General features: G+C 46.7%; 25 protein-coding genes. 14 read left to right on the forward strand and 11 right to left on the reverse strand.

Translation table 11 applies throughout. The annotated features are described in order from the left end of the window. A partial coding sequence (locus ASN18_RS14665; protein ID WP_236861790.1) for a Uma2 family endonuclease occupies positions 1-271 on the forward strand: 271 nt, incomplete at its 5' end. A gap of 99 nt (positions 272-370) precedes the next feature. On the opposite strand, the gene ASN18_RS14670 is transcribed toward ASN18_RS14665, so the two are convergent. Continuing rightward, on the reverse strand, positions 371-2,701 hold the full coding sequence (locus ASN18_RS14670; protein WP_085053534.1) for an acetate/propionate family kinase: 2,331 nt from the start codon (positions 2,699-2,701) through the stop codon (positions 371-373). 180 nt (positions 2,702-2,881) lie between these two features. Between ASN18_RS14670 and ASN18_RS14675 the strand changes: the two genes are divergently transcribed. Then, positions 2,882-3,667, forward strand: a complete 786-nt coding sequence (locus tag ASN18_RS14675) for a mechanosensitive ion channel family protein (protein WP_085053535.1) — start codon at positions 2,882-2,884, stop codon at positions 3,665-3,667. Between the two features lie 57 nt (positions 3,668-3,724). Here ASN18_RS14675 and ASN18_RS14680 read toward each other — a convergent pair whose 3' ends face one another. After that, entirely contained in the window at positions 3,725-4,063 is a 339-nt protein-coding gene (locus ASN18_RS14680; RefSeq protein ID WP_085053536.1) for a BrnA antitoxin family protein, read from the reverse strand. Next, complete coding sequence (locus ASN18_RS18020) at positions 4,026-4,292, reverse strand: BrnT family toxin (RefSeq protein ID WP_085053537.1); 267 nt, start codon at positions 4,290-4,292, stop codon at positions 4,026-4,028. The genes ASN18_RS14680 and ASN18_RS18020 overlap by 38 nt, the downstream gene beginning before the upstream one ends. A gap of 112 nt (positions 4,293-4,404) precedes the next feature. Between ASN18_RS18020 and ASN18_RS14690 the strand changes: the two genes are divergently transcribed. The 6 genes from ASN18_RS14690 (at position 4,405) to ASN18_RS14715 (ending at position 10,291) form a co-directional block, all read left to right on the forward strand. Continuing rightward, positions 4,405-4,875, forward strand: coding sequence for a Fur family transcriptional regulator (locus ASN18_RS14690; RefSeq protein ID WP_085053538.1), 471 nt, complete (start codon positions 4,405-4,407; stop codon positions 4,873-4,875). Next, the gene (locus ASN18_RS14695) at positions 4,872-5,762 is read left to right on the forward strand and encodes a metal ABC transporter solute-binding protein, Zn/Mn family (RefSeq protein ID WP_236861791.1); all 891 of its coding nucleotides are present in this window, start codon (positions 4,872-4,874) and stop codon (positions 5,760-5,762) included. Before ASN18_RS14690 ends, ASN18_RS14695 begins: the two co-directional genes overlap by 4 nt. Further along, positions 5,759-6,517: a metal ABC transporter ATP-binding protein gene (locus ASN18_RS14700; protein ID WP_085053540.1), complete on the forward strand. Its 759-nt coding sequence runs from the start codon at positions 5,759-5,761 to the stop codon at positions 6,515-6,517. Before ASN18_RS14695 ends, ASN18_RS14700 begins: the two co-directional genes overlap by 4 nt. 20 nt (positions 6,518-6,537) lie before the next feature. Further along, positions 6,538-7,341, forward strand: a complete 804-nt coding sequence (locus ASN18_RS14705) for a metal ABC transporter permease (protein ID WP_085053541.1) — start codon at positions 6,538-6,540, stop codon at positions 7,339-7,341. A 10-nt stretch (positions 7,342-7,351) separates the two neighbouring features. Next, positions 7,352-7,792, forward strand: a complete 441-nt coding sequence (locus ASN18_RS14710; RefSeq protein ID WP_085053542.1) for a SoxR reducing system RseC family protein — start codon at positions 7,352-7,354, stop codon at positions 7,790-7,792. A 135-nt stretch (positions 7,793-7,927) separates the two neighbouring features. Then, entirely contained in the window at positions 7,928-10,291 is a 2,364-nt protein-coding gene (locus ASN18_RS14715; RefSeq protein WP_085053543.1) for a VIT domain-containing protein, read from the forward strand. Between the two features lie 241 nt (positions 10,292-10,532). On the opposite strand, the gene tsaD is transcribed toward ASN18_RS14715, so the two are convergent. From tsaD to wbaP, 3 genes are read right to left on the reverse strand one after another with little or no spacing between them, the layout of a single operon-like run. Then, positions 10,533-11,525, reverse strand: coding sequence for a tRNA (adenosine(37)-N6)-threonylcarbamoyltransferase complex transferase subunit TsaD (tsaD, locus tag ASN18_RS14720; RefSeq protein ID WP_085053544.1), 993 nt, complete (start codon positions 11,523-11,525; stop codon positions 10,533-10,535). 15 nt (positions 11,526-11,540) lie between these two features. Beyond that, positions 11,541-12,173: an outer membrane lipoprotein periplasmic chaperone LolA gene (lolA, locus tag ASN18_RS14725; RefSeq protein WP_085053545.1), complete on the reverse strand. Its 633-nt coding sequence runs from the start codon at positions 12,171-12,173 to the stop codon at positions 11,541-11,543. A 1-nt stretch (position 12,174) separates the two neighbouring features. After that, positions 12,175-13,596, reverse strand: coding sequence for an undecaprenyl-phosphate galactose phosphotransferase WbaP (gene wbaP / locus ASN18_RS14730; RefSeq protein WP_085053546.1), 1,422 nt, complete (start codon positions 13,594-13,596; stop codon positions 12,175-12,177). Between the two features lie 153 nt (positions 13,597-13,749). On the opposite strand from wbaP, the gene ASN18_RS14735 reads away from it, so the two are divergent. The 5 genes from ASN18_RS14735 to ASN18_RS14755 all read left to right on the forward strand — a co-directional run bounded on the left by ASN18_RS14735 (position 13,750) and on the right by ASN18_RS14755 (position 18,930). Beyond that, on the forward strand, positions 13,750-14,820 hold the full coding sequence (locus ASN18_RS14735) for a glucose-1-phosphate thymidylyltransferase (RefSeq protein WP_085053547.1): 1,071 nt from the start codon (positions 13,750-13,752) through the stop codon (positions 14,818-14,820). A 113-nt stretch (positions 14,821-14,933) separates the two neighbouring features. Next, complete coding sequence (gene rfbB, locus ASN18_RS14740; RefSeq protein WP_085053548.1) at positions 14,934-15,950, forward strand: dTDP-glucose 4,6-dehydratase; 1,017 nt, start codon at positions 14,934-14,936, stop codon at positions 15,948-15,950. Continuing rightward, the gene (gene rfbD, locus ASN18_RS14745; RefSeq protein ID WP_085053549.1) at positions 15,947-16,843 is read left to right on the forward strand and encodes a dTDP-4-dehydrorhamnose reductase; all 897 of its coding nucleotides are present in this window, start codon (positions 15,947-15,949) and stop codon (positions 16,841-16,843) included. Before rfbB ends, rfbD begins: the two co-directional genes overlap by 4 nt. Next, a complete protein-coding gene (gene glf / locus ASN18_RS14750) occupies positions 16,844-17,947 on the forward strand; it encodes a UDP-galactopyranose mutase (protein WP_236861792.1) in 1,104 nt (367 codons plus the stop codon). A 14-nt stretch (positions 17,948-17,961) separates the two neighbouring features. Beyond that, positions 17,962-18,930, forward strand: coding sequence for an NAD-dependent epimerase/dehydratase family protein (locus tag ASN18_RS14755; protein WP_085053550.1), 969 nt, complete (start codon positions 17,962-17,964; stop codon positions 18,928-18,930). Between the two features lie 54 nt (positions 18,931-18,984). Here ASN18_RS14755 and ASN18_RS14760 read toward each other — a convergent pair whose 3' ends face one another. Together ASN18_RS14760 and ASN18_RS14765 are read right to left on the reverse strand one after the other, a co-directional pair. Next, positions 18,985-19,911 (reverse strand): type II restriction endonuclease, encoded by a 927-nt coding sequence (locus ASN18_RS14760; protein ID WP_085053551.1) that lies wholly within the window; start codon positions 19,909-19,911, stop codon positions 18,985-18,987. An 18-nt stretch (positions 19,912-19,929) separates the two neighbouring features. Further along, positions 19,930-21,381, reverse strand: a complete 1,452-nt coding sequence (locus tag ASN18_RS14765) for a TRM11 family SAM-dependent methyltransferase (protein WP_085053552.1) — start codon at positions 21,379-21,381, stop codon at positions 19,930-19,932. 78 nt (positions 21,382-21,459) lie between these two features. Here ASN18_RS14765 and ASN18_RS14770 point away from each other — a divergent pair, with 78 nt between their 5' ends. Continuing rightward, positions 21,460-21,639, forward strand: a complete 180-nt coding sequence (locus ASN18_RS14770) for a hypothetical protein (RefSeq protein WP_085053553.1) — start codon at positions 21,460-21,462, stop codon at positions 21,637-21,639. 127 nt (positions 21,640-21,766) lie between these two features. On the opposite strand, the gene ASN18_RS14775 is transcribed toward ASN18_RS14770, so the two are convergent. Genes ASN18_RS14775 through atpD form a run of 3 tightly spaced genes read right to left on the reverse strand, consistent with a single transcriptional unit; the run spans position 21,767 to position 24,653 of the window. Beyond that, positions 21,767-22,945, reverse strand: a complete 1,179-nt coding sequence (locus ASN18_RS14775) for a peptidase U32 family protein (RefSeq protein ID WP_157073024.1) — start codon at positions 22,943-22,945, stop codon at positions 21,767-21,769. Positions 22,946-22,969: 24 nt separating this feature from the next. Next, the gene (atpC, locus tag ASN18_RS14780; protein ID WP_085053555.1) at positions 22,970-23,233 is read right to left on the reverse strand and encodes an ATP synthase F1 subunit epsilon; all 264 of its coding nucleotides are present in this window, start codon (positions 23,231-23,233) and stop codon (positions 22,970-22,972) included. A 4-nt stretch (positions 23,234-23,237) separates the two neighbouring features. After that, entirely contained in the window at positions 23,238-24,653 is a 1,416-nt protein-coding gene (atpD, locus tag ASN18_RS14785) for a F0F1 ATP synthase subunit beta (RefSeq protein ID WP_085053556.1), read from the reverse strand. Between the last annotated feature and the right edge of the window lie 37 nt (positions 24,654-24,690).

The raw sequence follows: 24,690 nt of genomic DNA on the forward strand, positions 1-24,690 counted from the left end.
CGTACCGGACATGGTATGCGAGATAGTATCACCTGGCTCATATGAAAGAGATACCGAAGTCAAACGGGCTGTCTACGAAAAATACAAAGTGCCGGAGTTTTGGGTAGTTATACCAGAGTTACAAATGATAGAGATTTTAACTATTGAAAACGGCAGATATATGAAACACTCAATCGCGGAACTCGAAGGCATGGTAACATCTAAGGTCATAGAAGGCTTAATAATCGACGTAATGGACATATTTGGCTCCTTCAATGCCTCGCTTCTGTAATATTGGTCAAAAATAAATCCATGATATTAATCAATCCGGGCGTACCGGAGACTTTAGTATCAATCTCCGGCTCCAGCACACGGTTGCGTGAGGCGCTCTTTACATAAACGCCCTTGACTGTATGCCCTCGATGTAGCCCTGCATCCCTACAGTGTGCTGTACGGCATTTCCCTCATCCGTGTCGATGTGCATGTCAAGCCTGTATTCAGGGTTTACCCTTACCAGTACGTCCCCAAATGTCAGCTCCCTGCTGCTCTTTATCTTAACTAGCACAACATCCCTGTCCCGCAGACCAAAGCGTAGGGCATCCTCTGTTGACATGTGTACGTGTCTTCTGGCGCATATCACACCTTTTTCTATCTTTAATAATCTGCCCTCTGTGCCCTCAAGCGTTATACCCGGCGTACCTTCTATATCCCCGGAGTCTCTCACAGGGGCATCTATGCCAAGTTTAAACTCCTCTGTCCTTGATATTTCCACCTGACATTCCTTTCTGAACGGGCCAAGTATTCTGACCTTATCTACTCTGCCCTTTGGACCTATGAGATTTACCGTTTCCTCGGCTGCAAACTGCCCGGGCTGACTAAGCGGCGCCCTCTCTCTTAGTGTCTTGCCTGCACCGAACAACTTCTCAAATGCCGCCGGGTTCAGATGCACATGGTGCGCTGAGACATTAACTGGTATGGGCATGTTCTTGTAGTCTTCGATTCTGTTCTTTGATGAATGAAATCTGCCCATCGCGTGCAGGGTCTCTCTGGCTATCATCTTCTTTTCATCGGGCTGGATTACGAGGATTTTTACTTTGGATTTCTCGTCTGAAACATCTTCTACCTGCATGGTGAGAGGTTTATTCATTTTGTTCAAATCGCTATCAATGATGGTTCCAAATCCCTCAAAGCCCTGGCATACCCTTGCCCTGATTTCATAAGAACCGGCCCCGATACCGCCTGTGAATATTAAGACGTCAAGGCCGCCTAATGCTGCCGTGTAAGCGCCGATGTATTTTTTTACCCTGTAGCAGAACATCCTGATGGCTGTCTCGGCCATCACATTTCCTTCTTCTGCAGCTTTGAGTACATCTGTCATGTAGCCGCTCACTCCGGTCAGGCCCTTTAAGCCGCTTTCGGTGTTCAATATCCTGTTAAGCTCTTCAGTGGTATAACCTATCTGCGTCAGATAGAGCAGCAAACCCGGGTCAACATCCCCGCTTCTGGTTCCCATTATCAGCCCCTCAAGCGGTGTCATCCCCATACTGACGTCGATGCTTCTGCCGTGGTCTATGGCACATACTGATGAGCCGTGCCCAAGATGGCAGGAGATTATCTTTAGCTCCTTAACACGCCGCTTTAAAAATTCGGCAGCCTTCAACATGACGAAATTGTGATTTGTCCCGTGAAACCCGTACCGCCGTATGGTTTCGTCCTCGTTGAGACTCTTTGACAGTGCATAACGATAGGCGTGTTCTGGCATATTTCTGTGAAATGCGGTATCAAAAACCGCCACATGGACTGCCGATGGAATGAGTTTCTCCAGTACCTCTATTCCCATCAGGTTATATGGATTGTGCATTGGGGCCATTTTATTGCAACTGCGGATGCCCGCTATTACCTCGTCATTTACAACAATTGAGTTGAAAAATCTATCTCCGCCGTGAACGACCCTATGACCTACGGCCTTGATCTCTTCGATATTCTTTAAATAACCCTTTTTTGGGTCGGCAATTGCAGTTATCATAGACTTTAAGGCCGACGCTATATCCTGAAGGGATTCATGCTGCTCCATGCCGCCTAGCGGAGAGTGAATCACGTGTGAGGAGTCCGGGCTGCCAATCTTTTCGATAATACCGTCCACAAGCGGCACACTGTACGCGGTATTAAACAGCGTGTATTTCAAAGAGGTGTTGCGGCAGTTTACTACCAGAATTTTAATCGGGTCAACGGCAGAGGAAAACTCAAGGTCATACGGGTCATTGTTTACCTTTATTGCCGTCTCTCTCGAGGCCGACCATGTGGTCTCTGTCTGTCTTTTGACCAGACGCTTTGTAATCATCTGAACAAACCTTGAAAGGCTCTTTGGATTTTTTGCGAATATCTCAGAGATGGTTTCTCTTGGGAGACGAACCAATAGAGAATTGTCCGCTGCCACAACATCGACACCCGAAGGCTCTCCGGTAATAATTGACATCTCGCCGAATATCTCACCGCGTGCTAAAGAGGCGATTGATTCCTTGTTTCCATCGTCGTCACTTATTGAGATATCTACTTTTCCATCGTAAACAATCCACAGAAACCTGCCGATTTCCCCGTGTCTCTTTATGTCGGCACCTTGTTTGTATTCGACAGTCTCGGCGTTTTGCAAGAGATAATCGATTTCTTCTTTGGTTAAGTCTTCAAACTGCTTGACTGACGATAAAAACTTGACTAATTCCATCTGCTGCCTCCTTAAAATGCTTCAATCGTGACGTTATTATATAATACCCTTGAGCTTATTAACAACTGCGCCCAAAATATCGCGTAAGGTATGATAAAAAAAGTATTGTACCAACTTGAAATATAGTCAGCCGTTATGCTCTACTATCGTTTAGAATGTATTATTTTATAAGGAGGCCGCATGGACACGACTCATTATGTAAATAGGGCATATGATATGGTCATTCTCTACGCACCGAAGTTACTCCTCGCAGCCGCTGTCCTGGTTGCCGGACTGTGGGTTATTAAGTTTATACATAAGGCACTGGTTAAGGCAATGAGTTTGGGTAAATTGGAGCCGTCGCTGCAATCATTTCTGGGAAGCATATCAAATATTATACTGAAAGTGCTGCTATTTATCAGCGTTGCTTCAATGGTTGGAATAGCGACAACATCTTTTGTAGCTATTTTGGGAGCCGCAGGGTTGGCGGTCGGTCTTGCGTTACAGAATAATCTGGCTAACTTTGCTGGCGGCGTTCTTATTTTACTGTTTAAGCCTTTTAAGGTTGGCGATGTAATTTCAGCCCAGGGATTTACAGGTAAAGTCAGCGAAATCGGGATATTTCATACCGTTATCAAGACTTCAGACAACAAGACCATTATTATTCCAAACGGCCCGCTCTCCGGCGGAAGCATTACAAACGTCTCTACCGAGCCTCAGCGAAGACTAGACCTGACGTTTGGCATTGCAGAAAACGGCGATATTCAACATATTAAGGCAATCTTTCTCTCAATGTTTAATGAAGACAGCCGTATCTTAAAGACCCCGGCGCCTGCAATAAAAGTAATTGAAATAGCTGAGGCCGCGATAAAAATGTCTGTCTTCCTCTGGTGTAACGCGGCAGACTATGCAGCTTTAAGCGATGAAATGCCTGAGACAGCCAAAAATGTATTTACCGCCAAAGGGATTAAAATAACATATCCATAGATTTTATATTACAGCTAAGGTGCTTACGTTCGGTCACCTCAAACACTCATCTGCTTGTTATCCCTTGTGGTGATGCTGGGGATCTCGCCGTTGAACATAAGACCGCAAAACGGCATTGATGAGGGATTGGTAGCCTCTGCCGGTCTTACGGAAGTAGTCAAGTATGTCCTTGTCAATTCGCATGTTCAGAACGGCCTTAGGGTGCGGCAACTCTACTGTGATGTTATCCCAATCCATGACCATTTCAGCCTCATCAGAATCAGAGGCAACACAGGCTTCTATCTCTGCCTGTGTCATGCTGGCGGCCTTCTCCCAATCGGAAAGCGTCCCCTCACGCTCGACCAGCTTGCTCAATTCATTATCCGTGTATTTGACGATATGCTCTTTCCTCGCCATCGCGCGACCTCCTGAAAGATATTATACGGCGGAGATCTCCCCGCCACGTCCACACAACCGTGTAACACTTCTCGCCAATAATGGCGATAGTAGCAAAACGGAACTCAGTATTTTTGAAGGCTGGCACATGAACTGCTTTTCGACCGTCAAACATCAGCCGCGTATTCCGAAAGTCAAGGCGATGTTTATCAAGGTTCTTTTGCCGTTTTGCTTCATCCCACTCAAACATATTATATTGTAGACAATTTGTCTATACATGTCAAGACCTCGAATTGCCTCACGAAAAAACTACATGACCTTTGAAGGAATGACTGGCAACGGTGAGACCAGGGCGGTGAATTGTGGCATTGACAAATGCAACCTCGTTGCAATATAATATACACATGGAACATCATACAGTAATGGCGATAGCTGCACTGAAAGACAAGGGGTTTCGACTAACTAAAATCAGGAAACTCATTATAGAGATATTTTTCTCTAACACGGTCACGCCCATATCTGCCCCTGAACTAAAAACCCATCTCATGGCCCTTGACGTGAAAGTGAATAAGACAACTGTGTATCGGGAGCTGGACTTTTTATCCGCACAGGGCATAATAGTGGAAGTCAATGCCGGTGACGGCAAGAAACGATATGAGCTTGACCGCTCTGACCATCACCACCATATATTGTGTCTGAAGTGCAGTGCCGTTGAGTGCGTAACTATCGAAGACTGCGCGCTGGAGGAGCAGTTAAGCCGTGTTGATTTAAAAAATTTTAAAGTTACCGGTCATGCGTTGAATTTTTTTGGCCTTTGTGTGGGGTGCAGGTGAAATGGACAGCCATATCAAGGCTGCCGCTAATAATCGCCGCTGTCACGGCCTTGTTAATATTACCGCCAAACGCAAACGCTGCGATAAAAGTTGCCGCATCTATTTATCCCCTTGCCCACTTTGCCAAACAAGTGGGGGGCAGCCTCACCGATGTAGAGACCATTATCCCCGCTGGAGTAGAGCCGCACGAATTCGAACCTGCCCCTAAGGACATAAGGCGTATATATTCGTCGCGTGTGTTTATATTTAACGGAGCCGGTATTGACCTGTGGGCTGAGAAAATAGCACCGGACTTAGAAAAAACAGGTGTCCTTACGGTAAACATGACATCTGGCATCACACTTCAGCAGCACCATGGGCGGACAGACCCGCACACGTGGCTTGACCCCGTGTTTGCGCAAAAAGAGGTAGAAATCATACGTGATTCATTCGCAAAGGCAGACCACGAAAACGGGCAGACCTATAGAACAGGCGCAGAGGTATATCTGGGAAAATTAAGGGCATTAGACAAAAAATTCAGAGACGGCCTTAAATCCTGCACAACACGTAAGATTGTGGTAACACACGGCGCCTTTGCGTACTTAGCGCAGCGGTATAACTTAGAGACACTGGTATTAAGCGGTCTTTCACCGTCTGAGGAACCATCGCCGCGGCGTTTAGGCGAGGCGGTGACGACTGCCCGGGCGCATGGCATAAAATATATCTTTTTTGAATCCCTCGTAAGCCCTAAAATAGCCGAAACAGTAGCACGTGAAATAGGTGCATCAACGCTGGTACTCAATCCACTGGAGGGACTGACGCCAGCCGATGCCAAAGCAGGCAGAGACTATATCTCCATTATGGAAGGCAACCTTAAAAACCTGCGCACAGCGCTCTCCTGCCAATGAAAACAAGCGGCACATACTGTATAGAAGCTGAAAACATTAATTTCAGCTTCGACAAAAACGTTGTCATAGAAAACGTAAGTTTTAAAATTGCCGAAGGTCAGTACACCGGCCTGATAGGGCCAAACGGAGGCGGCAAGACCACGCTTATCAGGATAATACTTGGCCTTCTTACACCGTCATCAGGTACTGTGAGGCTCTTTGGTGAACCCTCTATTGAGTTTACAAGGCGTTTCCTGATTGGATACGTGCCTCAGAACGCCTCACAGTCGGAGTTTTACTTTCCCGCAACCGCCCATGAAATCGTCAGAAGCGGGCGTACTGCAAGACGGGGTCTGTTTAAGAGATTCACAAAGGAAGACAATTCAGCCGTTGCTCAAGCTATGGAAACCGCAGGGGTGGTTGATTTCAAAGACCGCCTGATTGGAAAACTCTCCGGTGGTCAGCGCCAGCGTGTATTTATCGCAAGGGCACTGGCCGGAGACCCAAAGGTGCTAATCCTTGACGAACCGGCTGTTGGTGTGGACACGGCCTCGAAGGAGCGTTTCTATGAATTTCTGCAAAAACTCAATAAAGAAAGCGGCATAACCATCCTGTTTGTGACGCACGACTTAGGGGTTATAGCACACGAAGTAGAAACTGTATTATGCCTGAACACAACACTATTGTGCCACAGTGAGCCTGGGCAGTTCACAGAGGACAGGCTTGTTGAGATCGCCTATGGCGGTATGGTAACGCCGGTAGTTCACAGGCACTGAGAGAGGTCGAGGGGGAGGCGATGCCTGAGATATTTCAGTTTGATTTTATGCTGAGGGCATTCGCTGCCGGTGCGATCTTGGCTGTAATTGCCCCTGTGATAGGGATATTTATGGTTGTAAGGCGGTATTCACTGATGGCGGACACACTTGCTCATATTTCACTAACGGGGGTGGCGGCGGGGATGCTGCTGAAGTCATATCCGCTTGGCGGGGCGCTGGTCGTGTCTGTAGCTGCCGCTGTGGGGATAGAAAAGCTGCGCGGGTCGAGGGTGGTATTTGGGGAGTCTGCCGTAGCGCTTTTTTTCTGGGGCGGGATGGCGGCGGCGGTTGTGCTGTTGAGCATGGCGGGCGGGTTTAATGCCGGGCTGTTTGCGTATCTCTTTGGGAGCATTTCAACTGTAACAGAGAGGGATTTATATCTCATCGCGGCGCTTGGTGTGTTGATTCTTGCGGCTATTTTTCTGCTTTATAAGGAGCTGTTTTTCGTGTCCTTCGATGAGTCTCTGGCAAAGGCTAATGGTCTGAGGGCAGAGGCCTTTAATCTTGTCATAGTAATTCTGGCAGCAGTGGCGATAGTGCTGGCGATGCCGATAGTGGGGGCACTGCTGATAGGCGCCCTGATGGTGGTGCCCGTAGTAACGGCGATGCAGTTTGCCGTGAGTTTTAAGCAAACACTCTTTATATCGATTGTAATATCGCTGATTTCGGTGTTATGCGGTCTTGTCTTGTCGTATTACCTTGACATAGCAAGCGGCGGGACAATCGTAATAACGGCATTAGGAATTTTTATATTTGTATGGCTGATAACCGGTAAAAGGAGATGACCAATCGCCCATGATGAAAGACGCTGTCATAGAGACCGGCAGGGTGATAAAAACAGACGGTGTAACGGCCACTGTCATGATAGACAAGGGTGCAGCCTGCAAGGGCTGTGGAAAGGGGCAGATGGGGATGTGCAACCCCGGAGGCTCCGGCATGGTCATGGAGGTCAATAACACGCTTAATGCCACAGTGAATGATATAGTTACGGTCGGCATAGACAGCAGTGTTCAAAAGAAGGGATACCTGTTACTCTACCTGCTTCCCACATTTAATTTTATGCTTGGGGCGGTAATTGGATACATACTAAAGCACACGTTTAACATATCGTATCTGGATGTGGCATCAGGCTTTCTGTCTTTAATCGTAACACTGTTCTTTTCATTTAAATGGCTGCGTAAAATGGAGAAGACCGAAAAATTATTTATTAAATCAGTAGTAAAAAGCACACCCTAACTTTTCCCTGATACGGGAATACGTCCCACAACTGTACACCAAATAATTTTTTGCCGCTGCGTGGAACTTTTCCAATCAGCCGTTGTCTATAGAAGTAACGATTGCAATCGAAAAAAAGAAACGGAGGTACTAAAGATGAAAGGGAACAAGAGGATAATTGCATGGGTAATGTTTGTGGCAGTAATGTTTGTGGCATCTGTGGCTGCAGCAGAGGAGTCTTCTGATAAGACGCTCTCACCGTATTTTTTTGTCAGGGGACAGGACGACGGCATTGACAGGGTGGCGCTTAAGTCAACAAGGGTAGATGCAAATATCGCAGGTGTAATTGCCGACGTAACGGTTGAGCAGGTATATAAAAATGAAGGGACAAAGGCAATCGAGGCAATATATGTATTCCCTGCCTCGACACGCGCGGCTGTCCATGCCATGAAAATGACTATCGGAGAGCGTGTCATTACTGCCGGGATAAAACGGCGCGATGAGGCTAGAAAGGACTACGAAAAGGCCAAAGAGGAGGGGAAAAGCGCCTCTTTGCTTGAGCAGCAGCGCCCCAACGTGTTTCAAATGAACGTGGCTAATATCCTGCCCGGCGACGTAATAAAGATAGAACTTAAATACACGGAGTTAATAACGCCAACGGACGGGGTGTATGAGTTTGTATATCCAACGGTTGTAGGACCAAGGTATTCAAATGCATTAAAGGCAGACTCCGCTCCATCTGAGCAATGGGTAGAAAACCCGTACCTGCGTAAGGGCGAGGGGGCGCTGTCAACGCTTGACATATCAGTAAGGCTCTCATCGCCTCTGCCAATTACTGAACTCACCACGCCGTCGCACAAAACCAATGTGTCATACAGCGGGGCAGCGCTTGCCGATGTACACCTTGATAATAAGGAAAGCCGCGGCGGGGTGCGGGATTTCATTCTGAAGTACCGGCTCTCAGGCAAGTCTATAGGCTCAGGGCTGATGCTCTATGACGACGGCGCTGATAAGTATTTCCTCATGATGGTAGAGCCGCAGAAAGATGTCAAGATAAATCAAATCCCTCCGCGCCAGTACATGTTCATAGTAGATGTCTCAGGCTCCATGAATGGCTTCCCGCTTGAGATTTCAAAAAAACTGGTAAAGGATTTAATAGGTTCGCTGCGCCCCACCGACACATTTAATGTACTTTTGTTTGCAGGCGGGTCATCTGTAATGTCTGAAAAGGCACTGCCAGCAATCCCTGATAACATACAAAAGGCCTTAACCCTCATTGACAGGCAAAAAGGCGGCGGCGGTACAGAGCTCCTGCCTGCCATCAAACATGCCTTTTCGATGTTATCACAGGACTCAAGTGTCTCAAATACAGTAGTAATCGCCACAGACGGTTATGTTACCGTTGAAAAAGAGGTATTTGAGTTAATAAGAAACAACCTTGGCAATACAAATATCTTTACATTTGGCATAGGCACAAGCGTAAACCGCTACCTGCTTGAGGGTATGGCACGGGTTGGCAAAGGAGAGCCGTTTGTGATAACAAAGCCCGAGGAAGCGCCAGTCATGGCAGACAAGTTCAGAAAGATGATAGATTCACCGGTTCTGACAAGGATAGGCGTAGATTTCGGACAATTAAAGACAAAGGACATAGAGCCGGAACATGTCCCAGATGTAATGTCAAATCGTCCAATAGCAGTGTTTGGTAAGTACTCAGGCGAGCCGGAAGGCACAGTTGTAATAAAGGGGCAAACCGGAGGCGGCCCTGTCACACAGAAAATAGACATTGGCAAGGTAAAGCCGCAAAAGGTCAATAGCGCCTTAAAGTATCTGTGGGCACGCGACCGCATAGCAAGGCTTGCCGACTATAACCGACTTGGTCAGGACAGCGCCATTGTAAAAGAGGTTACAGAGCTTGGACTGAAATACAGCCTCTTGACAGACTATACGTCGTTTGTCGCCGTGGACACTGAAGTTCGCCTTAAAGACGGCAAGGCCGTAACGGTTAAGCAGCCGCTGCCGCTTCCCGAAGGCGTGTCCGACTATGCAGTAGGTGCAAACACATTTGGCGCTAGTGCAGGCAGAGCAGATGCGCTTAGAGCAATGCCCATGCCGACACTTCCTTCATCTCCGGCATCTCCGGCATCACAGGCCGAAACAAAAGCAAAAAAGGCACACGAGCAGGAAGCCGCGGCAGACGCCTTAAAAAAGGTTGAAGCCCCATCTGTCGTCGAGCTTACAAAGCTGGTAACGGCTAGTGAAATCAACCGCAGCGCCGTAGAAGCTGCAATAAAAACCGCCATGCCTGCGCTCAACACGGCTGCCATAACCAATAAGCTCAAAGGGACTTCGGTAATAAAAATAACCATTGGCCAGGACGGTAAAGTCACAAAGGCCGAGAGGATAAACGGCAGTATAGTCAATGTTGAGAGCCTGCTTGTAGTTCTCAAACAAACAGTCTTTCCTCAAACCCAAGGCGGGGCGGCAATAACAGTTACCCTAACGATTAGTGATGGGACATAAGACTAAGATTCTGTTCCGAACATAAGCTGCAGGGGCATGACAGACATCGCCGTCTTTTATGCCCCTGCTGTTTTATTGCCCTAAATCCAAGTCTGATTGAATGCCGTGGCTACCCCATTAAACGACACTTCCTCGACACATATTGACTTTTTGTCAGGAGCATCCGTTAGAAAGAGAAATAACCTCAGTAAGCGATTAACTAAATGATGCCTTATTAAGGCTTTACAAGAAGCCTAACATCTCATCCCACCGGCAGATACGCCTTGGGGTTCAGGCTTAAGTCCTCAAATTCTCCTTTTAAAAATTGCCCATACGCGGCAGCCCCTATCATGGCGGCGTTGTCTGTGCAGAGAGGTTTGGGCGGGCAGTAGGCTTTGATTCCATTTAGCCGCGTGATTTGTTGTCTCAGTCCATCGTTTGCCGCAACCCCGCCTGAGAGCGCTACCGTGGTGATGCCCTCTTGTGCTGCTGCCCATTCGATTTTCTTTATCAGCACATCTATGACCGCTGCCTGAAAGGATGCGCAGATGTCTTGTACCGGTACATTATTTGTACTTTGGGCTATAAAATTCCTTACTGATGTCTTCAGACCGCTGAAACTGAAGTCCAGGGTTTGCGGCATATACGCCCGTGGAAATGGCACAGCGCGTGGATTACCGGTCTTTGCTAGCCTGTCGATAACCGGGCCGCCGGGAAACCCCAGAGCAAGCATCTTTGCCACTTTGTCATAAGCCTCACCTGCGGCGTCGTCGCGGCTCCTGCCAAGCTCTCTGTAACTGCCCCGGTTGTCCACTCTGTAGAGGCTCGTGTGACCACCTGAGACTACAAGTGATATAAACGGCAGTTCAGGCGGCCCGCCTTCTTTTAAAAATGCTGAACAGATATGTCCTTCAAGATGGTTCACGCCTATAAGCGGGAGCTTGTGGATGTAGGCAAGGGCCTTGGCAAAGGCCGTCCCTACGATTAGTGACCCTATGAGCCCTGGCCCCCGGCATACGGCTACAGCGCTGACTGACGAAAAGGACATGTCAGCCGTTTTCATAGCCTCATCAACGACGCCTTCTATGATTTCAAGATGCCTTCTTGAGGCAAGCTCAGGCACTATGCCCCCAAATCTCTCGTGCACAAGGGTCTGCCCTGATACTACATTTGAAAGTATTTGACTCCCTCCGCGCACTACCGCAGCCGATGTGTCGTCACATGATGTGTCAATTGCAAGTATTACATCACTCATAGATGGCGTCTGTCATCAGTTGTCAATGATTGTAGTCCCATCGGGAGGGGTAAACTGAAATATCTCGCTCGAGAGGCCGATGTTTGTCTTGACTCCCTGAAGGGTGAGTTCTATGGTGTTGTCATTTTTATCATAGAACACTATCTTCTTAATCGGGAAGGCGGCGTCTTTCGATGGATAGACATCAAAGTATTTTACATTTTGTCCGGTATTTTTTGGTGTAAGGCGCATGATGTTGTTTTTTTCTGTAATATCATAGTTCGTTTCGATGTTTTTTAGACCCCTTAACAGCGCAAGCGGGGTTTGGGCAATCGCTGCCTCTTCAATTTTTGAGCGCATGGCTTGATTGTGCTTCTTTTTATATACCAGGAGTTCATCGTCGTTTATGTAGACCTCCTGCTCGTCTTCACCCTCGTACCGCCATGACATTCTTGAGGGGGGCTTTATGCGAAATGTCCCTTCGTATGACATCTCTTTGTTTAATTCCTTGATGTTGCTTACCTGTAAGAACTTGCCGCTTATGTCTTTGAACGAGTCATAGGCAGATTTGATTTTCATAAAAATCGGCCCTGATGCCTCAGCTCCACTCACCATAAACAACACACATAACACCAGCGACACTGCACTTAAAACGGTTTTCTTTTTCATTTCAACGTACCCCCTTCATAAATAGTACAACCTTTATGGTTCTCAACAGTATATACAAGTCCAGCCCTAAGGACCAGTTCATCATATACCAGATGTCAAGTCTGATTCTGTGTTCATACGTGGTTGAGCTTCTGCCGGAGACCTGCCACAGCCCTGTGATTCCAGGCGGAACTTTCGTAATGTCTTCGATGTCGTCTGCTATGGCATACATCTCCCGCTGAAGATATGGCCTTGGCCCTACAAGGCTCATATCCCCCATGAGGACATTAATGATTTGCGGCAGTTCGTCAAGGGAGGTCTTTCTCAGGAACATCCCAATTGGCGTGATACGCGGGTCATTGCTGAGCTTCCAGTGCCTGTCCCACTCATCTTTCATATCCCTGTTGCTTTGCAGGAGTTCGTTTAATATCCTCTCAGAGTCCTGCACCATTGTCCTGAATTTGTAGCAGTTAAAGGGCCGCCCGCCTATACCGATTCTTTGCTGTGTATATATGACCGGGCCGGGTGATGTGAGTTTCGTTATGATCCCTATGACGGCCATTAATAGCAGCAGAAATGGTAACAGCACGATGCTCACGATAAGGTCGAAGAGCCTTTTTATTATCCTGTTGTATGTGGATTTCAGGTTATTTTTGACCTTGAGCAGGAATATCTCCTCGTAGAACAAGTGCAGAAGCTCGGTGTTTAAGAGCGCTATGCCGTAGAGATTGGGGACAATCATCGTGTTTTTCACCTTTTGCTGAACCTCAAAGGCCAGCGAAGATATCTTATCAGGGCCAAGAGACGGCATGGCTATGATAATGGTGTTGATTTGGAGTTCTTTAATGAATCTGGTATAGTGCCTGACCTGCCCGAAGACCTTTTTCCCGTCTATATATGTGCCGATTCTATCTGCCTCATCATCCAGATAGCCGAGGACTTCATATCCAATATGCCTCTCCCGCTCAAGCCACTGAGAGATGAGCCTGCCGGTCTTACCTGCCCCCAGCACAAGGACTTTCTCCTTTGTAATACCCATCATAAAGAGCAGCTTTTTCCCATAGAGATGAAAAATTGGGAATATAAAAATGCTTATAAGCCATAACAACGATATTACGGCGCGTGAGACCAGCCCCTGTGCCTGCCCAAGCGTTACCACAGCTACAAGCATCATGAATGACAGCGTATTGGCGTGTGCCAGTTTTTTTGACTCATCCCATAACGGTATCCTACCCGTGTATATGTTCTTGTAGGCGATGAAGAAGATAAAAATCACAGGAATCCACAGCAGTTCGGTATAATATTCAAAAGTATAATTCGGCGTCGGAGGCGTATAGAATAAAGGGATAACCTTCTCTCTGCCATACCACGCACCGTACAGGGAAACGTAATACGCGGCTATGTCTAAGGTAATAAGCGCAAACAACTGTATAACCTTTTTCATGGCTGAGTCGCTTCCACTTTTTCTATGGTCACATGGTTGTAAAAAAACACGGTATATTTGTTATAATACATTTCGGTCATAAAGTTCAAAAATATTTTTGATTGCCTTAAGAGATTAAGGCGAGGTTACGGCAAGGTTAAGGCAAGGAGATAAATGAAAAAGGCCCTGATATTAAGCGGCGGGCAGGGGACAAGACTAAGGCCCCTCACGCATACCATAGCAAAACAACTTGTACCTGTAGCCGGAAAACCCATTCTTGGCTATGTCTTTGACCATATATGCGAGGCAAAAATAAAAAAGGCGGGCATCATAATCTCCCCAGAGACCGGTCAGGACGTAAAAGACTATTTAGGGGACGGTCTGCCGTGGAACATAAAGACTCACTATATTGTGCAGAAAAAACCGCTTGGCCTTGCGCATGCTGTACTCTCTGCCCGGTCATTCCTGCGTGATGATGATTTTGTCATGTACCTCGGTGACAATCTTCTCAGTTCAGGGGTGCGAACAGCTATTGCGAGGTTTAAGAAGAATAAGCCTGATGCGATGATATTCCTAAAGGCAGTAGAAGACCCCCGCCGGTTTGGTGTTGCGCGGCTTGATTCAGATGGCAAGGTCATCGAGCTTATGGAAAAGCCCCAGAACCCACCCTCTAATCTGGCGCTTGTCGGGGTATATATATTTACGAAAAAAATATTTGACGCTATTGCCCGTATAAAACCCTCCAAGCGCGGAGAACTTGAAATAACCGACGCCATTCAGGAACTAATCAACATGGGTTATGCCGTAGACAGTGAGATACTTGACGGCTGGTGGCTTGACACAGGTAAAAAAGACGACCTCCTCCAGGCCAACAGCATCGTCCTTGATGAGTATATTAAAAACGACATTAAGGGAAAAATAGACGTGAACAGCCGCACAACCGGCAGGGTAACAATAGAGCCCGGCTCGGTAGTAACAAACAGCAATATTCGCGGCCCTGTTAAGATTGGTAAAAACTCCACCATTGAAAATACCTTCATAGGTTCTTTCACAAGCATAGGCGATAACGTTACTATCAAAAACTCCGCCATTGAGCACTCTGTTATATTGGACAATGCCCACATTGAGGGGATTGAGCGCCTTGAGGACAGTCTTATCGGCAGGGGGGCTAAGGTAATAAAAAATGCACATCAACACACGGCCTTGCGGCTAATGATAAGCGACGATTCGATTGTTGAGGTATAACATAGCTTCAAATGGGCGAAAGCCCCTTAGAGGGGGTGCAGGGGACAAGTTCCCTGCCGGGAGTTTGAGGGCAGAGCCCTCATTCTTCAAGTTGAAATAATTAGGAGACTGGTGTGAAAATTCTTGTCACAGGCTGTTGTGGTTTCATTGGCTCAAATTTTGTCAGATATATGCTTAATAAATACCCTGATTATGAGCTGTATAATCTGGATGCCCTGACATACGCAGGGAATTTGGATAACCTCAAGGGGGTTGACTCAGGGCGGTATCATTTCGTACATGGCTCGATTTGGGATGAGGCCGCTGTCACAGAACTTCTGAAAAATGTTGACGGCGTTATTAACTTTGCCGCAGAGAGCCACGTTGACCGCTCGATTGAAAACTCCCGCCCATTTTTGGACACCAACGTTATAGGGCTGCAAGTCCTCCTCGATGCCGCACTAAAGGCAAAAGTCCAGAGATTTGTCCATGTCTCAACAGATGAGGTCTATGGAAGCCTTGAGACAGGGGATGGTAAATTTACCGAGACCACCCCGTTTGACCCTAACTCACCGTATGCCGCATCAAAGGCAGCCGGGGACTTGCTTATTAAGGCATTTTATAAGACATTTGGTTTTCCGGTTATTACCGTAAGGCCGTCGAATAATTACGGGCCGTACCAATATCCTGAGAAATTTATCCCCCTTATGATAACCAATCTGCTTACCGGTAAACCCGTACCGGTTTATGGGCAGGGAACAAATGTCAGAGACTGGCTCTATGTCGGGGACAACTGTAAGGCCATTGACTTAGTGTTTCACAAGGGCAGGGAAGGGCAGAGCTATAACATCGGGGGCGACAGCGAACGAAAGAATCTTGAAATATTACACAAGGTCATGGAGATAATGAACGAATCAGGGGCAGCTAAGATAACAGGTGAGGCGGCGTTTAAGTATGTGAAAGACCGTCCTGGTCACGACTTTCGCTATGCGCTTGATAACGCAAAGATTACCGCCGAACTTGGCTGGAGACCTGAAAAGAAAATAGAAGACGGACTTGTTGATACAATAAACTGGTATATAGACAACGAATGGTGGTGGCAGTCGCTGAAAAAACGGCTGGCGGCTGAGAGCGAGGGGTTCTGGAAATGAAAATCTTTGTAGCCGGAGCAGGCGGTATGTTATCAACTGACATAATACCGGTACTATCGCAGGGACATACATGTAGCAGTGCGACGATTGACGAGATGGATATTACCTCTGTTGACTCCGTGCGTGGCACAGTAGATAGACACTCCCCTGATATAATCATAAACTGTGCGGCATACACCAATGTCGATGGCGCTGAGAAAGACCGTGCAATGGCAGTGCTTGTTAATGCCACAGGCACTCAGCACCTGGCCCTGGTATGTGCCGAGCGTGATATCCCACTGTGCCACGTCAGCACTGATTATGTATTCTCAGGCACCAGCACCGTCCCATATACACCGTTTGACGACACTGACCCAGTCAATTTCTATGGATTCAGCAAATTAGCCGGTGAGAAATATGTCCAGTGGCTGTTAAGGAAATTCTATATAATACGAACCAGTTGGCTCTACGGGCGCTTTGGCAAGAACTTCGTAAAGACAATACTTGACCTAAGCGGCAAGATGGACACACTAAGAGTGGTCAACGACCAGAAGGGCAATCCCACATGGACGGTCAGCCTCTCACGCGGCATAAAGACCATAGTGGAGAGCGGCAAGTACGGTATATACCACGTTACGGACGCCACAGACGGTACACTGAGCTGGTATGACTTCACAGTGGAAATCCTGAGACTAAGCGGCAAGCCAAACAAGGTAATCCCTGTTACAACGGACGAGTTCCCGCGCCCGGCAAAAAGACCGGCATATTCAGTCCTTGACCTTTCGGCAGCAATGTACTCCACACCCTTTCAACCGCGCCCGTGGAATGAGGCATTAGCCGAATATTTAAAAGATGAGGCACTAGCTGAATATTTAAAAGATGAGAACTCAAACTCAGGGGCTGCAGGCGCATAAGTGGCCCAACTGTATGACTATCTGGTCGTGGGTTCAGGGTTTGCCGGTGCGGTGGTCAGCGAGCGCCTTGCCTCACAGTTAAACAAGAAAGTCCTGCTGGTTGAAAAACGCCCTCACACAGGCGGCAATTCCTATGACTATTTTGACGACGCCGGTATACTTGTGCATAAGTACGGGGCGCATATATTTCACACGAACCATGACGACGTCTGGCAGTACGTCAATCAATTTGCCCAATGGAATGGTTACACGCACAGGGTGCTGGCATATGTGGACGGCTTAAAACTCCCAATTCCTATAAACTTAACCACTGTAAATACGCTGCTCAGGAAAAACCTTGACGAACAGGGTCTCAGGGACTATCTGGCCTCTGTGCGCCTGAACATCAGTGAGATAAAAAACTCACAGGATGTTGTACTGTCGCAGGTTGGGGAGTTTTTCTATGAGAAATTCTTTAAAAACTATACATACAAGCAATGGGGCGTATATCCTGAGGCACTCTCACCTGAAGTGACTAAGCGAATCCCCCTGCGATATAACACAGATGACAGATATTTTGGCGATAAGTACGAGGGGCTTCCCGTCGATGGATTTTTTAAACTCTTTGACAGGATACTTGACCACAAGAACATAACCATTGCGCTCAACACCGATTACAAGAAGATAATCAATGACGTAAAGTTCGACTATTTAATATATACCGGCCCGATAGACTACTTCTTTGACAACATGCACGGTGAACTTCCATACCGGAGCCAGCGTTTTGAGTTTGAGACACTGGACGTGGAATACCACCAGGAAGTGGCCGTTGTCAACTATCCAAACGACCACCAGTATACAAAGATAACAGAGAGCAAGCACTTTACAAAGCAGCAGCATCCGCGCACGACAATAGTGCGCGAATATCCAGAGGCGTCAGGTGAGCCGTACTATCCTGTTCCAATGGACAGTGCGGCGTCGGTATATGAGAAATACAAAAAAGAGGCAGACAAGCTTAAGACGGTTTACTTTGCAGGGCGCCTTGCAGAGTATAAGTACTACAACATGGACCAGGCGGTAAAGAGGGCCTTATCTCTGTTTAGCACGATTGCCGCCAATAAGTGAGACAGGGGAGACAGATGAAAATATTAGTGACAGGCGGGGCAGGTTTCATAGGTTCAAATGTTGTGGATGGATTCATAAGCGCTGGGCACGATGTGGTTATTGTGGATAATCTGTTTACCGGCAAGCTGGAAAATATAAACACGAAGGCCAAACTATACGTCATGGACGTACGCTCCGATGAGTTGCACAAGGTATTTGAGATAGAAAGACCTGATGTGGTTGACCACCATGCCGCCCAGATGTCAGTGCCGGCCTCAGTAAACGACCCGCATTTTGATGCACAGGTAAATGTGCTTGGGGCGGTGAATATTCTTCAATGTGCAGTAAAGTATGGCACGAAAAAGATTCTTTTTGCCTCGACAGGCGGCGCCATCTACGGTGAGGCAGACGTTATTCCTACGCCTGAGACATATCTGGGAAACCCGCTGTCACCCTATGCGATAACAAAACGAACGACCGAACTATATCTGCATTTCTACGCCTCGCACTATGGCCTGAAATACACGGTACTGAGATACGCAAATGTCTATGGCCCGCGTCAGGTGCCGCACGCCGAGGCAGGGGTAGTGTCGATTTTTATGGAAAAGATTATATCAGGGGGGATTCCTACGGTATACCATTATGATGAGTCGCCAGAGGGAATGACGCGCGATTATTGCTGCGTGAAAGACATAGTAAGGGCAAACATAATGGCCCTCACTGCCGGTGATTTTGAGATTATTAATATAAGCTCAGGCATTGAAACCAGCACAATGCATCTCTACAGAACGGTTCTTGAGTCGCTCAGAGAGCGAGGAACAGCCAAAGACCCCAAGTTTGACACCCCGCACAAGGGGCCTGCCCGTGCTGGCGACATCAGACGAAGCTGTCTGGATAACTCAAAGGCGGCCAAGTCACTCAACTGGCAGCCTGAGTATGACCTGAAAAAGGGCATCGCTGTTACAGTAGACCGCTTTAATTTCGGGCTTCACAAGATTACCTGATGAGGTGAAGTTGTCACTAAGATTTGTGTTGCGCAGCCTGCCCGCGCTCAGGGCTTACAGGTTGCCATTAATAATATCTTCCAGTAACTTTAGTGATACCATTTCCAGATTTAGCACATAATCTATATAGCTGAAAGTCTCTTGTAGCGGCAGCTTTGTCGAGTGCCATCCCATGCCGTCAGTAATCCATATGAAAGTATGACCACCTTTTTTCCATAGATCATGAGCCGATTTGTACTCACCTGCAGTAGATTTCAGCTTTGAGCCTCCGACGTTATAAAAATTGGTCTCAATCAAATAAAGTCTTTTCTTGTTGTTCAGTGCGAAATCTATCCTTCTCGACGATTTATCTACCGCCATGTCCATATTCCATGTCTTTCTGACATTTAACGCCGTTGCCTGTTTTATATATGCATAGTTATTCTTTTTACAGATGTCACGAATAAATGTTTCAACGATTGTTTCCATTTCTGTACCGCTACGATTTTTCCTTCCATTTGTGTCCAATCCGACCTCAACGCCGATTACATAATCGACGAGGTTTTTAATTTTCTTACTTCTCAGAATATCAAGCAGTCCAACATTCTTGCTAAACTCAACAATATCGGCAATTTCATCGTCAGTTAGTACAGTTTTTGGGACAAATGAGCAGTGCCTGACTTTGAAACTATCAAGGCTGTATTGGTCTAAGATTTTGAAATCACTCTGGCGTTCAGCGATTAGTATAGGGATTACCGAAGCGATAGATGGATATTGTTTTAACAGATACGAGTATTCGTTTTCAATGTCATCTTTCCCTATTAAACAATTCATTATATTTAAAGAAATCTCTACGTCTCTAATGTCCTTAAACACCTTGTCCCAATTCACATAGTAACCCCACCCGTGAATCGTATCCTTAAGAGTATCAATTAAATACTTAAATACATCATCAGAGTTAAGACAATTAATTCTGTCCTTAAATATGTTTGAATATTTCAAAGTGTAATCATTACCTGTTCAATCTGCTTTCTTATAAATCAAGATGTATTTGTGGGTTATATCGAGGTCCTCTTTATTATTAGTCCTGTTTGCGTTTTCGATTGAAACTACTACTATTTCCTTTATATGAAAGCCTTTTTCTGCTCTCAGAAGTCTTTCTATGTGTATAGCGGTTGGAATAATAAATCCATCTTCCCTGCGAATATCCTCACACATGATTGCAAAGATTCCACCAGATGACAAGGCATTCTTTGCAAATACAAGAGACTTTTTAATATTGTTGCCTGTTAAATCAATTGCCAAATTTTTATTTAGAGCACTGCTCTCATTATTATTAAATAAAGCATATTTGTCTGTAGAGGAATACCTTTTTATCAGATTATAAAGCGTTTGAGCCATCCAGTTTTTCTCATTGAATATCCATACGGTTGTAGACTCCATCGGAATTGTTTCGTCCATAATTTTATCGATAGTTAGTATGGGCTGGTCAGCATTTTCGGTTGGGGCATGTCCAGCTTCTTTCTTTTTAAATATTGCAAGATACTCGTGGGCAAGCAGTAGAAAATTATACTTAATACTGTTCGTGTACCAAAAACCCGTGGTTTTACAATTATGTTGTCTTTTAATTACAAGGTCTTTAAGCTCGAACCCTTCATTGAGAAATCGCTCAATTGTTCTGAAGCCTAGCGGTATGACATTTTTGTTTTTACGCATATCCCCTATTAATATTGCACAGCAGCCATGCGACTTTAAAACACGATAGCTTTCCCTTGCCGTTTTTCCTATTTCAATCAGGAATTTCTCTGCGGTGCAATTCGACAAATCGCCTTCATTGTTATGTGTATATTGAACAATATCTGCATACGGTGGGTGGGCACAGATCAAATCTATGGAGTTATTCCCGATATTATCAAGAGTTCTGGCATCGCCAACCATGAAATCGACGTTTGTGCCGGTGGTACTGGCGTGGAATTCAAAATTTATATTTTCATTTGCAAGGCCGATTGCATGAGGGTTTATGTCAATGCCTGTAAAATTCCTGCTGAGGAGTTTACATTCGACTCCGGTAGTTCCAGCACCGCAGAAATAATCAAGGACTAAATCTTTATCTTTTGAATATCTTAGAATGACATTTCTTGGAATATATGGAGACCAGTTTCCTCGGTAATTGCCGTTGTGAGTTGCCCATGTGCCTCTTGATTTAAAACTCCAGACAGTTGTCTTTTCCATTTCAAAATCCTTCGGCGCAAGGGTTTTGATACGGTTAGCAGCAGGTACAGTTTTCTGACGATTGCCGGTAACTGACGCCAGGGCAGCCGGTGAAGATATATTAATACCAAATTCCTTAGTGATAATTTTTTCTATGGCCCTGAGTGTGACGCCAAACTTAGCGCCAATGTCCTTATCGGAAAGCCCTTTTTTCTTATCGGCTATGATTGATTTTTCAAGTTCCAGATTTATTTGAGCCATAGACTTATACATATCCACGTTAGCTTATACACAAGTCTATTATATACCACGCTGATATGTCAACAAGTTTGGCGTATAATGTCACAGCAAAATGATAATGTCCTAAAGAGAGGCTATACTAACTTTATAGAGAAAGGAGGTGTAGATGGCCTGAAAGGACAGAATAGAGATGAGCTTAAGAGATTTGAAGAGGTTGAAGGCAGTGCAAGTGGCGATAGACAGGCGTGTAATACAGAAAGATGCGGCGGTGATGAGTAAACGTCAAGAAAACCTAATCTTTACATAGGTTATACGCATTCACACCTCCCACTTGCCCATAGACTGTTACGGTTACTATAACATCATCGACAATGGTATAAAAAACTTCAACGCTCATAACCCGCGGTCAAACACGCCGTCGTATAATATCGTTTTTCTTCACACCTTCGGGGACTTCCATAAATACTATGTCTTCGTTGTGGGCAATGCCGCTTATCTGTCCTTCGGCGTCCCTGAGTTCGTTTATTATATATGAGCCATTGTGCGCTGCCGTTGATAGAAATGCAACCTCGTCGCCGACGGCTAAGTTGCCCTTTAGAAGCACAGTTGCCGTGCTGCCTGTGACACCCTTGACTACCCCTGCGATTGCATATGTGGCTGGAGCATGGGTCTCGTCATAACTGTAATCGGAGTCTGGGTGCCTGCCAAAGTACATGCCTGTCGTAAACCCACGGTTTGAAAACATCTCAAGCTCTTTAAGCCATGCACTATTTAACGGCGCTGCGGCAAGTGCATCTATGGCATCCCTGTATATCTTCGTTACGCCTGAGACATAGTTTATGCCTTTTGTCCTGCCTTCGATTTTAAAGCTGTCAACGCCTGCCCCTGCCAGTTTATCAAGATGCTCTACCATGCAGAGGTCGCGCGGGCTTAGTATATACGCCCCCCTGTTGTCTTCATAGACCGGCATAGACTCACCAGGACGCTTCTCCTCAACTAGCTGATAGCTCCACCTGCACGAGTTCGTACACAGCCCCTTGTTCGCCCCTCGATTTGCCAGAAAACTGCTGAGATAACACCTGCCAGAATATGACAAACATATGGAGCCATGGACAAAGCACTCAAGCTCTATCGAGACAGCATCCCTGATTCTTCTTATCTCATCAATTGTAAGTTCACGCGACAGGACAAGCCTCTTCGCACCAAGCCGCTCCCACATGCGGGCAGACCGGTAGTTCGTTATGTTCGCCTGTGTGCTGACGTGTATGGGAATTTCAGGTGCAAATGTCTTTATCATATCAAATACACCGATGTCTGAGACTATGACTGCATCGGGGTGCAAATCATTGAGCGCTGTGATATGTCCTTCAATCGGTGCGATGTCGGTGTTGTGTGGGAATATATTGATGGTTACATAGGCCCTTTTATTGGCCTCGTGAACTAAAGTGATTGCGTCTCTGAGTGTATCAAGGGTGAAATTACCGGCCTTTGCGCGGAGACTAAAGCCGGTGAGCCCCAGATATACGGCATCTGCCCCGTAGTGCAGCGCTGCCCGAAGTTTCCCCATCGTACCGGCGGGCGACAATAGTTCCGGCTTGCTCTGAATCCCCTACCCTTTTATCTCAGCGCTGTCGGCAAGTACCAATATGTGGTCATTGGCGACCTGTGCATAGGCAGATTTCACTGTAATGTGCTTTGATGTGCTGCCGATTTTATATGTTATCACACCAGTCTCCAAAGATGTCATAAAACCGGTGTGCCCGGGCAGCACCCCAAACTCCCCCAGCGTACCGGGGGCTGTGAGTTCATCGACGGTCTCTGTAAAGGAAAACCCTTCAGGGGTAATTATCTCAAGCGTTAGTTTCTCAGCCATATAACTATCTCTGCCATCCAAGCGACCTGGCCTTTTCCTCGGCCTCTTCGATTGTGCCTACCATGTAGAACGACTGCTCCGGCATGTCGTCATGTTTGCCGTCTGCTATGGCGTTAAAACCCCTTATCGTATCAGCAAGTTTGACGTACTTGCCCTGCATACCAGTGAATTTCTCAGCAACATGAAACGGCTGGCTCAAAAAGCGTTGAACCTTACGCGCACGCGCAACAGTTATCTTGTCATCTTCGGAGAGTTCCTCCATACCCAATATGGCTATGATGTCCTGGAGTTCCTTGTATCTCTGAAGTATCATCTGTACTTTTCTTGATGTATTGTAGTGCTCGTCACCGATTATCAGCGGGTTTAAGATTCTTGATGTGGAGTCAAGCGGGTCAACCGCAGGATATATGCCAAGCTCAGAAATCTTCCTCGATAGAACTACAGTGGCGTCCAGATGCGTAAAGGCCGTGGCAACTGCCGGGTCTGTAAGGTCATCGGCAGGGACATATATGGCCTGCATAGAAGTAATCGAGCCCTTCTTTGTCGTAGTGATTCGCTCTTGCAGCTCACCCATGTCAGTAGCAAGGTTTGGCTGATAGCCAACGGCTGAGGGCATTCTGCCAAGCAGCGCTGAGACCTCAGAGCCTGCAAGCGTAAACCTGAATATATTGTCAATAAACAGGAGCACATCCTGCCCCTGCTCTCTGAAATACTCCGATGTGGTCAGGGCAGTCAGCGCTACACGGAGCCTAGCGCCGGGGGGTTCGTTCATCTGACCATAGATTAATGCGGCCTTATTTATAACCCCTGAGTCGCACATCTCACCGTAGAGGTCATTCCCCTCTCTTGTCCTCTCGCCTACGCCGGCAAACACTGAAACGCCGCCGTGTACCATTGCTATATTATTAATCATCTCCATGATGACAACCGTCTTGCCAACTCCGGCACCGCCAAACATACCAATCTTCCCGCCCCTTACGAACGGGATCATCAGGTCAAACACCTTAACGCCGGTTTCAAAGACCTGAGTAGTAGGCTCCTGCTCGATAAATGCCGGGGCCTCCCTGTGGATTGACCAGTGTTCGGCTGCGTTAATAGGGCCTTTGTTATCGCTTGGGTCACCGAGTACGTTTACTATCCTGCCCAGGGTTTCATTCCCTACGGGGATGGATATGGGCTTGCCGGTATCGACAACTGGCATCCCCCTGACGAGACCATCTGTAGATGTCATGGCGATTGTCCTTACCATGCCGTCTCCAATGTGCGACGCCGTCTCAAGTGTCAGCTTTATTGGCGGTATGTTGTTGGCCGGGTCACCCGGGGTTTCAATTTTCAGGGCATTTAATATCGCAGGGAGATCTCCTTCAAAGGCAACATCGACAACTGCCCCTATTACCTGCGCAACTTTACCAGTGTTCATCTATCAGACCTCCTCTGTCAGTATATTATTCATAGGC

It is taken from the genome of Candidatus Magnetominusculus xianensis, assembly GCA_001541255.1.
Classification (GTDB): domain Bacteria; phylum Nitrospirota; class Thermodesulfovibrionia; order Thermodesulfovibrionales; family Magnetobacteriaceae; genus Magnetominusculus; species Magnetominusculus xianensis.